This window comes from Gracilibacillus saliphilus, from assembly GCF_010994085.1.
Classification (GTDB): domain Bacteria; phylum Bacillota; class Bacilli; order Bacillales; family Amphibacillaceae; genus Gracilibacillus; species Gracilibacillus lacisalsi.
In genome coordinates, this window is sequence record NZ_WJEB01000044.1 from 1 (window position 1) to 12,240 (window position 12,240).

Below are 12,240 nucleotides of genomic sequence, written 5' to 3' on the forward strand. Positions count from 1 at the left end.
ATCTGTCTACTTAGAAGGGAGCATATCAAGCTTTCCCTGGGCTTTGTTGTGATATTACCAGTTTTTCATCACTGTTTCAGCATCATTCACTAGTCTTTCTTTAACATCATCTCTTAGGGCACTTCGACTTAAATGTTTCAAGAAATCATTTAGCTGTTTTTTGGCTTGTTTGGCTCGACCTTTTTCCAGATGATGTTCGACCTGTTGTATTTTATTGTTCAATACTTGATCACTTTCGTCTATTGCTTCCAAGTTCACTTGATGTTTCAAGCTTGCTATGGATGGTGTGTAGTCTACAGTAGGGAACTCTAGTTCACCTGCCAACACTTGATCGCGAACATCTTCACCTAAATAATAACTAATATGTGGTGGTTGATTATAGGTTGTGTTTTGCCAAGCGATCCCCATTCGATACACAGAATCATGCATAAGAGTTGGCAAGCGATATTCAGTTGGTATCGTAGTACTAAAAATTCTTAATTCAGAGCTATCTTCCGTTGGAAAAATCACTTCTTCTCGCCAATCTCCCAGAATATCAGCTTGCAAACTTGGATTTGCTTTCGTTCCATTATTACTTACTACATCTTCAAATGCTTCGATAACATTTGCTTCACTTGTGGATTCATCATATTTGGTGATCGAAGTGTGATCCAGTAATTCATGTAATAGATCACCATCCCAATAGGTGACAAAATTGACTGGAAGGCCGATATCTCGGAAACTATCCTCGATTACATCACCTTGGACATTATACACACCACCACCTGTTTCTACAGTTGCTCCACCAGTACCCCAAAATTCATATCCAGGTTTGGATGTGATATTTGCCGCTACTCCTCGACCTGCATCTTTATAGGCATAGAACGCTTCTAATGTTTCACCTGTTGCGCCATCATGATACTCTAATGAAGCAACTTCTGAATCTTCTCGCACACCAAAAACATGTAGTCCCTCGCGATCAGGATCAAAAGCTCCGACATGCAGGGCATCACCATGGGATCCTTTCACCCGTCCCATTTCTCCATCCATTGCGTATAAAATCGAACCATCATGATCCAAAGTTAAGGAACCAGCAATGATTTCATCAAAGCCATCATTGTCTACATCGCCTGTAGATAGGTTATGGTTACCTAAACCTTCACCGCGTCCTGCTTCATCTGTGTCAAATGTCCAATCTTCTACGAGCGTGCCATCTTGGAGACTGTAGGATACAAAGGTCGTTCTTTCATAATAACCACGACCATAAATCGCACTTGGTGTTTTTCCATTCACATAAGCTAATCCAGATAAGAAGCGGTCAGAACGATTATAGAAAGTATCACCCCATGAAGCCCCTTGATCTCCTTCTTCTTTTTCAACCGGAAACGCAAAATCAATCGTATCAATAGCTTCACCTGTTTCACCGTTAAAAACCGATACATACTCAGGACCTGTTACAACATGTCCTCCTTCGTTAATCCATCTACCATCATCCTCTGGATTTCCGATTACACTTATCACTTTATCTTCATCAAACACACCGTCTGTTACACCATAAACTGTTGTAGCATCCGCAGTTTTGATCAAAAATTCTGACTTGCCGTTGCCATTCATGTCTCCCACAACAAATTGATGGTATTGTGGTCCCGATGTTAAGTTCATTCCCATATTCATTCTCCATAATGGGGTACCATCCAGTTTGTAAGCATCAAATATAGTAGGACCAGTAATTACATCTTCAAGTGCTGTCATGGCATTGGATGGACGCCATTTTAATATAATTTCATATTCTCCATCACCATCAAGATCACCAACACTAGCATCATTGGCAGAGTAAGTGTAATCTCCTGTTGCTGTCGTTCCACCTTCAGGCTTTTGAAGTGGGATTGATAAATAGTTTTGATCTAAGCTGTCAACTTCATTTGTTTCCGTTAGATTACCATGTACAATCGTTTCAACCTGATACGTATCTCCTTTTTCTCCATCTTCATCTGTATAGTTCGTTACTTCCAGTGGTTCTTCATTTAATTTTTCACCATTACGTAAAATATTAAAGGTAACATCTCGATCGTATTCATCAGCCAATAGTCGCCATGATACAAAAATGCCATCCTCTGACGGTAATGCAATAACACCTCTATCCAACCATTCCGTATCACGGTTTGTGTCGGGTGGGGCTAATCGATTATAAACATAAACAGTTGCTGTCCGTTCAAAGGGATTCTCTACTGCTTCCGATTCAGCCAATATCCCTTCAAACGTATAAACAGCAGATTCATCCGGGTCCCAAGCTTGTCCCACCTCTTGCCAGCTTTCCACAGGAACTTCAACAGTAGAATTATCTGCTAATGTTACTGGTACTGTTTCCGGCAGACCAATAGAATCAATATTGGATGTAGTCTCTCCCACATACACTCTTTCATATGGAAGCCTTTCAACTGTAGTAATTACATTATCTTCAATCGGAATGTGACTTAATTCTATATTATCTACGTAAGTTGTCCAAGTATGGTTATTTCCTGATGTTCGTACTCCAACTAATTTCAACTTGTCAATTGAACCATCAAATGGAACATCATTCAGAGACACCGTATGACTTTCATCTCCTATGGAAAATAGAATTTCATTGTCAATAATGTTAAAGATGATTTCTACCTGATACCAAGCGTCAGGATCTGTAATATCAGTTTCAAGTGGCTCCTGGTCACCAGCAAAAAAAGTTAAAGGAGCATTATTAGTATTATTAACGGTAAATACTATATTCCCTGCTGCATCTTCAATGCGAAGCTCTCCACCATTTTCGTGAGGATGAACACCTTTATCGTTATTTTTACCAGGATACCAATCTAATTTAACTTTCATTTCAGCACCCTTAACTGCATTGTCAAATTCCTTTGTTGCGACACGTCCACCAGACTGATCGACTATGCTAAAATCTAGCTTTTTGGTATCGTTGCCTGCAATATCTTCTTCATTAATGGATAATGTTGCAGCAAAGGTAGAGAAGCCCCAATTTTCTATTTCTAACGGATCAGCATCACCAAAATCCGTCGCATATACGGTTTGATAATCTTCGTTTGCAAAGGCTGTAGGTACAATAGAAAAAGAGGATAAAATCAAGATTCCAATTGTCAGCAATATCAATTGTTTTTTCAGACGACTTTTAGCGTGCACTATTCACTTCAGCTCCTTTTAAAAGTAATCGCAATAGGAGATTACTTGCACACCTCCTGCTCTCCTCCTTCCTGCTCACAAAAGTAAGCGCATACATTATTATGGTGTGAATTATAATCTCTACATCTAGCCTAGCAACCTTTGATATTCCAGGCTATATCATATTTTTGCAATTTACTGTAGCCATTGATTTTACTTACATTTCAAACAAACTTAATACTTTTTTGTCGTAACTAATAATAAAAAGGCAAAAAAATTCTAGTACTTCTTTTCTACTCTATTAATAGAGTGTACGATCAGAAAGTACTAGACTTAACTCCATCATATGGACAAGATCCTTATATTCCACTGATTTGCTTTAATGCTTTGTTTTGTATATCACATAGGCTATACCGTTAGAAAAAAAAGGATTACCTTGAGCATTGACATGTAGAACCTGTTCAGAAGCTCCCTTACTTTCCTAAAAGGCTGATTGATTTTGTTCATTTTTCTTCTGTTCTTCCTCTAATCCAGTTTAATAGCGATACTGAAAGGGAACAAGAACTATGGAAACTAATATGTAAACACCTAACATTATTAAAATAACTTTTACCATTTTAACGAACAACAACCTGAATACAAAAATCTTTTAAGTACATATACGAATTAGCATTGGATGGTTTCATTTTCCAATAATTTTCATATACATGTATAGAAACAAGTTCCTGTTACATATATTTTACAGATTCAAAAATGTGGTTTTCAACCAGAAGGAAGGTTAGAGAGCTTGAGTAAAGGAACAATGAAAAGATCCACCCGAAGAAAAAAAAGAAGATTCATCAAATTTATCATCGCAACCTTTCTCATTTTCTTATCTTTGTTCATTATCGGAGGTCTCTCGCTTTTCGCCCTTGTTCAAGATACTCCGGAATTATCGGAAGATCAATTACAAAATCCAATTACTTCCGTTATTTATGATAAAGATGGGAAAAAGGTTGCTAATATTGCAGGGGTTGAACATCGCTTACCCGTAAGTATTGACGATGTTCCGATAGAGGTACAGAATGCATTTATTGCAATAGAAGATGCTCGCTTCCAAAAACACTCCGGAGTTGATTTAAAACGCATCGGCGGAGCATTGTTGGCCAATTTGGAAGAAGGCTGGGGAGCTGAAGGTGGTAGTACAATCACCCAACAAGTTGTAAAAAATACGCACCTTTCCCCGGAAAAAACATTTAAAAGAAAAGTACAGGAAGCATACCTTGCCATACAAATGGAGCGGAAATATTCAAAGGAGCAAATTTTAGAAATGTATCTTAATACCATCTATTTTGGTCATGGTGCATATGGACTTGGGGCAGCGGCAGAAGTGTACTTTAACAAAGATGTCAGTGATCTGACCGTTTCAGAAGCTGCATTACTTGCCGGACTTCCACAACGACCAAGTGGATATGATCCTTTTAAATATCCAGAAGAAGCAGCAGATAGAAGAGAACTTGTATTATCAGCGATGGAAAGACATAATTTTATCTCCTCAGATAGGGCAGAAGAAGCAAAGACTACAGAAGTTGAGAGTTTGCTCTCACCAAAACAAAAAAATAATTCTTATCAAGTGTTTATTGATTATGTCATAGAAGAATTGATTGCAAAAGGTTTTGAGGAAAATCAACTTTATAATGGCGGATTAGAGATTTATACGACACTTGATACAGAAACACAGTCCTATACTAACGAAGTAATGACAGGGACGGATACGGTCCCTTTTCCTGATGAAGCCTTTAAAGCGGGCGTTGTATTAATGGATACTAAAACGGGTGCCATTCGAGCAATCGGCGGAAATCGTGACCCTGAAAGTCACGAGGTACAACGCGGATTCAATTTTGCCACAGATATAAAACGTCAACCCGGTTCAACGATAAAGCCGATTTTAGACTATGGGCCGGCGATTGAATACAACAATTGGTCTACGTATCAACAGATCAAAGATGAAAAACTTGATATAGATGGTAAAGAATTCAAAAATTATGATGGCAGATTCCATGGCATGGTATCGATGAGAGAGGCATTGGTAAAATCCTATAATATTCCGGCAATCAAAACATTTTTAGAATTAGAAGATGAGCAAGCAAAACAGTTTGCTGCCAATCTTGGTATCAACTTGGAACATGCTTACCCTTCTTATGCTATTGGAGGATTCGGTGATGAAGATGGTGTTTCCCCATTAGATATGGCTGGTGCCTATGCTGCCTTTGGAAATAATGGACAATATCACGAGCCTTATGCGGTTACGAAAGTAGAATATCCAACAGGTGAAGTACAACAACTACAATCAGAAGGAATAAAGGCAATGAATGACTACACTGCCTATATGATTACAGATATGTTAAAAGATGTGGTCGAAGAAGGTACCGGTACACTTGCCAAAATTGATGGTTTGCCAATGGCTGGTAAAACAGGAACGACAAACCCTCCAGAAGGTATTACCAATGGTTCTACCGATTCGTGGTTTGTAGGCTATACAACTGAATATACTGCAGCTGTTTGGACCGGCTATGAGACCACTTCTACCGAACAATTCGTCAACCAAGAAGATGCACGGATTTCCAGGTTATTATTTAAGGAAATTATGTCCTATGCTTCTCAAAGTATTGAAACAGCAGACTTCACAAAACCAGCAAGCGTCGAAGAAGTAAAGATTGATATGCGCAATGGCAAAGTTGCCTCTCATCACACACCTTCCAGCAATATCGTAACAGAGTTATTTGTGAAGGGTACGACAATACCAACGGAATATATACCAGTACAAAAGCAGACAACAAACGAGAATGCGAAACAGCAGGAAGAAAAGGAAAAGGAGAAGGAACAGGCAGAAAAGAAGAAAGAGCAAGAGAAAAAGGAGAAAGAGAAGGAAGAAGAGAAAAAAGAAAAGACTGAAAATGAAGCCAATCATAAAAAAGAAAAACAGGAATCTAATGACAAGAATACTTCCGATCGTGATAAAAAAGAAGAAAAACCAGATGAGGATAGCAACAGCAAATCAGAGCAAAAAGATAAGAAGGAAGAAAATAAGAAAGATCCTAAAGATGAACATTCTAATCAAACAGAGCAACCCGATTCTGATGAAGAGCCGAATAACAAAGATGAAAGTAAGGAATCGGAAGAAAATGATAATGAAGAAGAGGATTAAACAAGGGACTTCAGATGGTCATGAACTAGCAATTAGTTCATGACCATCTACTATTATTTGATCGACTTGTACATTTCATTATAAAAAACCACTGTAGATAAGTCAGTTATTATGTGTTATTTTACTACTATACTGTTAAATAGTGGAGTTGATATTATCTACAGCAATATAATCTATCGATTTTTAACGGTTTTGGTAGTGTTATTATTTTTTAGTTTAGTAATCGTTAAATATACTATAGAAGATGATACTTTACCAATATCCATCATTTCTTCTATCATTTTTATCCTAGCTATATGGTTGATCATCTCGAAAAGGAAAATCCAAAGAATAGACAAATAAATGGACTATAGAGCGTTAGTGTCGAAACCCCGTTGCTAATAAGCTTGTTCTTGAATGGTATTCATAAATTATCTATCTTATTTACTCCGATTCAAAAACATATATCCGATCATCGCCAGCAACAATATCTTTTGTTCACGAGAAATTCGATTTGAAAATTCCACCATATCGTTATCTATTTCTTTAAAAACCTCTGTGTACTCATGCGGAAATCTGCCATTATAGAAATAAGACCAGCGTAGACCGTCCTGATCACGAATATCAAAATCACCATTTCCGCCACTCGCTTTTACTGGAAGGATCATTTGACCATCCCGATCCAATATTCTCCCTTTAATCTGCAATATACTTTTAAACTCTTCTTGTTCATATTGACCAATAAAGCAATTCTTTTCGTCATACACGTCTAAAATTGTCTTTTTAAATCCTTTTCTTTTAAAGGTAAACAATTTTTCATCTTGATTGGAAAAATAACTTACGCTATAAGGTAGAAAAGAAAAAAGGGAACTCATCAATATAGCAATCGGGTATTGCCACCATGCCAAGGATGTGAATTTGTATGTACCTAAAAAACTACCTGTTTGCTCAAATACAAGTAGTTGCGTAATAAACGTTGCATCTTTTTTTAACACTACATGATCAATATCTTCTATCGTTCGTGCAGATAAAGGAATATCTACATCTTTAACATTTTGATATTTATATCTACTCATGGAAGCAATAATAATTAAGAAGATAAAAGGTACAAGCATTGACCCTGCTTCCAACCACTCATCAGTATTTGATGGTGTTTCAACAATCAAGAAGCCAGCAAAAATTAACGTTATGACACCTAAAAAAATTAGCGCTAATCTTTCTCTCCGTTTATACATGTTAGCAATCACTTCTAAATCCCCCTCAAAAGAAACCAGTTGATCAATTACCATTTTATACTAATTTATCCTTTGCCCTCAAGGCAATTTTTCTTCCATGGAAGAGACATCTCTCCTCCCGGGATAATGTCTTCTCTTCCCTGGATAACGGACTATTTCCACGGAAGCCGTGCACTTTTCCACGGAAGGAACATCCTTCCTCCCGGGATAATGTCTTCCCTTCCGGGGATAATCGACTATATCCTCGGAAGCGGTGCACTTTTCCACGGAAGAGATGAACTTTTCCAGGGAAGAGACACTACTCCTCCCGGGATAAATGGGTAATTCTCACGAGGGGAGATGGTCGCTTCTCTCTTTATTAATTCAAGTTCTCAAGTGGAACTTTATATAATATATCATCCGCTTCTTCCGGGTTACCACGTCCATCAGTATTATTTGTAATTACATATACGTTTTCCTCATCAATTAGTACGTCACGCACTCTACCAAGATCAGAAATTACTTTACTATATTCTTCTGTATCAAGATTAAATTCAAGTAATGCTGTTCCGCGCAATGCAGCTACATATAATCTCTCATCGTAATAATCAATACCAGACGGAGCCCATGTTGTATCTGCACCTGAAGTAAATAATGGCGTGATCATCCCTTCTTGCTCTTGTTCACCTTCAATAATCGGCCAACCATAGTTCTCGCCAGCCTCAATTTGATTGACTTCGTCATTTGCGCTGTTGCCATGTTCACTTGCATATAAGGTGCCATCTTTCGCCCATGTTAAGCCTTGAGGATTACGATGTCCGTAGCTATATACATAAGAATCTTCAAATGGGTTATCTTCAGGTATCGAACCATCTAAGTTCAATCTTAGAATTTTTCCACCTAACGATTCCAGTTCCTGTGCGATTTCAGGGTCAGATGCATCTCCAGCTGTGGCATAAAGTTTATCATCAGGACACATTTTTAACCTTCCGCCATGATGGTAGGCACCACTTGGAATTTGATCTAGTAATACCTCTTCCTCCTTCCAAGTTTCACCGTTAAATTGGAGAGTCACAATCCTATTAAATTGCCCATGTTCATCCTCATACGTGTAGTAAGCATAAGCCAAATGAGATTCAGAGAAATCCTGATCTAGTACAAATCCTAACAGTCCTGCTTCTGCAGCAGTTGCAAGCTCTTTTTCAAGCTCTACATTTTGTCTTTCTACATGTTCATTTTCTATCTTCACAATATTTCCTGGTCTTTCTGTCAGATAAAAAGTATCATCTACTTTTTCAATGGCCCACGGAACATGAAGGTTTTCTGCAATGATTTCCTGTTCATCTGAAATGTCTGATTCATTTTTGTTCTCTAATTCAGCGGAGCTTCCTGGCTGCTCTTCCATTGAATTTGGTTGTTCATCACCATTACAAGCCGTAACAAAAAAAATAATAAGCAACGAAAAACGGAGCACTTTTACTAGCATCATTTCACTCCTCCAAAAATAATAGAGTTCTTATCCATTATGATAACGATTTTAGTCTTTTGATGCTAAAATTTTGAATCACCTTAAAAAAGTCTAGCTTTTCTCAAAAACCATGCTAATATTATATTGAAAAACTAAATATGGAGAAATGAAAAATGAAACTAATTACCTTTAACGCTTTCCGAACGATTGGTATACCGGGAGTTCGCTATATCAAGCCGGAGCATATGTTTAATGAGATCGATATTATTAAAGAAGCAGATCTGATTCTGTTTCCTCAAAATTGGCAAGTACCTACTCTCGTTTATGGGTTAAAAAAGCAAATTTTCCCTAGTATTGAAACGGTACAGATTGGTGCAAATAAAATTGAAATGACGCGTGCCTTATGGGCAGTTGCAAAGGAACATGTTCCTTACACCGAAATTTTGGCAAGTACAGATGGTAACATCGCAAATGTATTAGAGACTTTTCCCTTCCCTTTTGTTGTCAAAGAACCCAAAAACTCAATGGGGAAAGGTGTTTTCCTAATTGAAAATGATAGACAATTTATCGATTATGCCCGTAACAATGACGTACTCTACGTTCAAGAATATTTACCAAATTCCGGGAAAGATTTGCGTGTTTGTATCGTCGGTGATCAAATTTATGACGCTTATTGGCGGATTGGACAAGATGGAGAATTTCTCCATAATGTCGCAAAAGGTGGAGAAGTTAGTCATCAATTGATACCTGGGGATGCACTGGACTTAGTTTTAAAGATTGCCAATCTATTAAATATAAATCACGCAGGGTTTGATATACTAGTAAGTGAAGGCAAATATTACATTTTGGAGTTTAATGTGTTATTTGGTAATCAAGGGCTCAAGACGCAAAATAAGACGATTGCCCAAACCATTCATCATTATATATCCCAAAATTTTGTGCCACCACATCCCACTTCCCCTTCACCTGGGAAAGTCATTTCTTAGTAATGATTAGAGTGGGAAACTTACAGACGAATAGCACAGTGATAAATGTATCAAAAGCCAGCATACCATTTCTTGTATGCTGGCTTTTCATTATGCTGCTTTTTCTGATTCTGTCATGTTCGATTGATCTTTCTTTCTAAAATTAAAAATAACATTTAAACAAATTGCGGTTAAGCTTCCGATTACAATACCACTTTCTGTTAGGATTTTAAGACTTTCAGGTAATCCCGCAAAAATCTCTGGAACAACCGTTACTCCAAGTCCCATTCCTACTGAGCATGCAACAATCAATAAATTTTCTTGTGATGAGAAATCAACATTACTCAACATCTTAATTCCGTAAGCAATGACCATACCAAACATTGCCACCATTGCTCCACCTAATACCGCACTTGGAATAACCAACGTTAAAGCTCCAATTTTCGGTACAAGACCAAGTAAAATTAACATCACTCCGGCTGTATAAATCACATTATTAGTTCGGACCCCAGATAATTGAATCAAACCAACATTTTGCGAGAAAGTTGTATACGGAAAAGAATTGAATATACCACCGAAGATAATCGCTACACCTTCTGCTCGATAACCTTTCTCCAGATCTTTATCTTCTAGCTTTTTGTCACAAATATCTCCTAGTGCAAAATATACTCCTGTTGATTCAACAAGACTGACAATTGCCACGAGTGTCATCGTCAAAATAGGTGTTAAATGAAATTCAGGTGCTCCAAAATGAAATGGTGTCGGCAAATGCACCCATGTACTCTCAGCTACCGGACTTAAATCAACCATCCCCATAAAAAATGCTGTTACAGTTCCTAATAAAATACCAAGTAAAATTGCAATTGCTTGAACAAAACCTTTACCAAAACGGAAAATTAATAAAATAACGATTAGTGTTCCAAAACCTAATGCCAGATTGGTGAAGCTACCATAATCAGCACTTCCTTCCCCTCCTGCTAAATCATTCATGGCTACCGGAATTAACGTAATCCCAATAATCGTTACAACTGATCCGGTAACAACTGGTGGGAAGAACTTAATCAGTTTACTAAAGAATTTCGCAATTAATACGACGATCAGACCGGATACGAGAATGGATCCGTAAACGGAAGTAATACCATAATTATTCCCAATCGCAATGATCGGACCAACTGCTGTGAAGGTACAGCCTAACACAACAGGTAATCCAATCCCAGTGAATCTATTCTTCCAAACCTGCAAGATACTTGCTACCCCACACATTAATATATCAATCGAAATCAAGTAAGTGAGCTGTTCATTTGTAAGACCAATACTTGCTCCGACAATCAATGGAACAATCACTGCTCCCGCATACATCGCTAACACATGCTGTAAACCTAAAGATGCCATTTTTCCTTTTGTTAAGTTCATTGTGCATACTCCTTCTCGCTGATGAATTCAATCGTTTCGTTTTCTAAAGATTTAATCCGAGCTAACGACTCGATCTGATAACCTTTGCTGCGTAAAATATCGCCGCCATCTTGAAATGCCTTTTCAATAACTATGCCAATACCTGTTACATGTGCATTCGTTTTTTCTACAATGTCGATCAGAGCTAATGCTGCTTGTCCATTGGCAAGAAAATCATCAATGATTAATACATGATCTTCCTCGCTAAGGAATTTTTCTGCAATTGAAATCTCATTTGTTTCTTGTTTGGTATAGGAATACACCGTAGAAGTGAGTAATCCATCCTTTAAAGTTAGAGATTTTTTCTTACGAGCAAAAACAACAGGAACGTCTAAGATTAAACCCGCCATCACAGCAGGGGCAATACCAGATGATTCTAGTGTAACGATTTTGGTAATCTTTTTATTTTCAAATCGTTTCACAAATTCTTTGCCAATCTCATGCATTAATTGCGGATCTATTTGATGATTAAGAAATTTATCCACTTTTAACACGGTATCTGAAAGTGCTATTCCTTCTTCGATTATTTTCTGTTGTAGTTTTTCCATGATCGCCACCCCTTTTTTAAAAATAAACCAATAAAAAACCCAAAGATCGATACTCACCATATGAGATGAGCAATGATCTTTGGGTATTGTTCGTTATTGGTAAAAATATGAATTGCCATAACGTCCATTGCTCACTCATAGTCAGATCATTTACGGTAATCTGGTAGAAACTTGTAGGCCGTATCCCTACGATTATATGAGTGAATATTATGAAATTATTGTTTCTACATTGTAACATGTTATCATTTGTTTTCAAGATCTTTTTCAATATTTATTCTACAAACCACGAATTATT

The 12,240-nt window shown here is 37.4% G+C and carries 7 protein-coding genes and 1 riboswitch; of the genes, 2 read left to right on the forward strand and 5 right to left on the reverse strand.

From position 1 onward, the window contains the following. Nucleotides 1–54: 54 nt before the first annotated feature. Nucleotides 55–3,153: a rhamnogalacturonan lyase family protein gene (locus tag GHT08_RS19800; protein ID WP_163583120.1), complete on the reverse strand. Its 3,099-nt coding sequence runs from the start codon at nucleotides 3,151–3,153 to the stop codon at nucleotides 55–57. A 766-nt stretch (nucleotides 3,154–3,919) separates the two neighbouring features. Between GHT08_RS19800 and GHT08_RS19805 the strand changes: the two genes are divergently transcribed. Continuing rightward, nucleotides 3,920–6,319, forward strand: a complete 2,400-nt coding sequence (locus GHT08_RS19805; protein ID WP_163583121.1) for a transglycosylase domain-containing protein — start codon at nucleotides 3,920–3,922, stop codon at nucleotides 6,317–6,319. A 419-nt stretch (nucleotides 6,320–6,738) separates the two neighbouring features. Here GHT08_RS19805 and GHT08_RS19810 read toward each other — a convergent pair whose 3' ends face one another. Together GHT08_RS19810 and GHT08_RS19815 are read right to left on the reverse strand one after the other, a co-directional pair. Continuing rightward, the gene (locus GHT08_RS19810; protein WP_163583122.1) at nucleotides 6,739–7,545 is read right to left on the reverse strand and encodes a hypothetical protein; all 807 of its coding nucleotides are present in this window, start codon (nucleotides 7,543–7,545) and stop codon (nucleotides 6,739–6,741) included. A 346-nt stretch (nucleotides 7,546–7,891) separates the two neighbouring features. Continuing rightward, complete coding sequence (locus GHT08_RS19815) at nucleotides 7,892–8,998, reverse strand: PQQ-dependent sugar dehydrogenase (protein ID WP_163583123.1); 1,107 nt, start codon at nucleotides 8,996–8,998, stop codon at nucleotides 7,892–7,894. A gap of 155 nt (nucleotides 8,999–9,153) precedes the next feature. Here GHT08_RS19815 and GHT08_RS19820 point away from each other — a divergent pair, with 155 nt between their 5' ends. After that, nucleotides 9,154–9,966, forward strand: a complete 813-nt coding sequence (locus tag GHT08_RS19820; protein WP_163583124.1) for an ATP-grasp domain-containing protein — start codon at nucleotides 9,154–9,156, stop codon at nucleotides 9,964–9,966. A gap of 90 nt (nucleotides 9,967–10,056) precedes the next feature. On the opposite strand, the gene GHT08_RS19825 is transcribed toward GHT08_RS19820, so the two are convergent. Continuing rightward, on the reverse strand, nucleotides 10,057–11,358 hold the full coding sequence (locus tag GHT08_RS19825; protein WP_163583125.1) for a nucleobase:cation symporter-2 family protein: 1,302 nt from the start codon (nucleotides 11,356–11,358) through the stop codon (nucleotides 10,057–10,059). Further along, nucleotides 11,355–11,945 carry a xanthine phosphoribosyltransferase gene (locus GHT08_RS19830; RefSeq protein ID WP_163583126.1) on the reverse strand — a complete coding sequence of 197 codons (591 nt, stop codon included), beginning with the start codon at nucleotides 11,943–11,945 and terminating at the stop codon, nucleotides 11,355–11,357. The genes GHT08_RS19825 and GHT08_RS19830 overlap by 4 nt, the downstream gene beginning before the upstream one ends. Nucleotides 11,946–12,063: 118 nt before the next feature. Further along, nucleotides 12,064–12,165, reverse strand: a riboswitch (purine riboswitch). Nucleotides 12,166–12,240 lie beyond the last annotated feature (75 nt).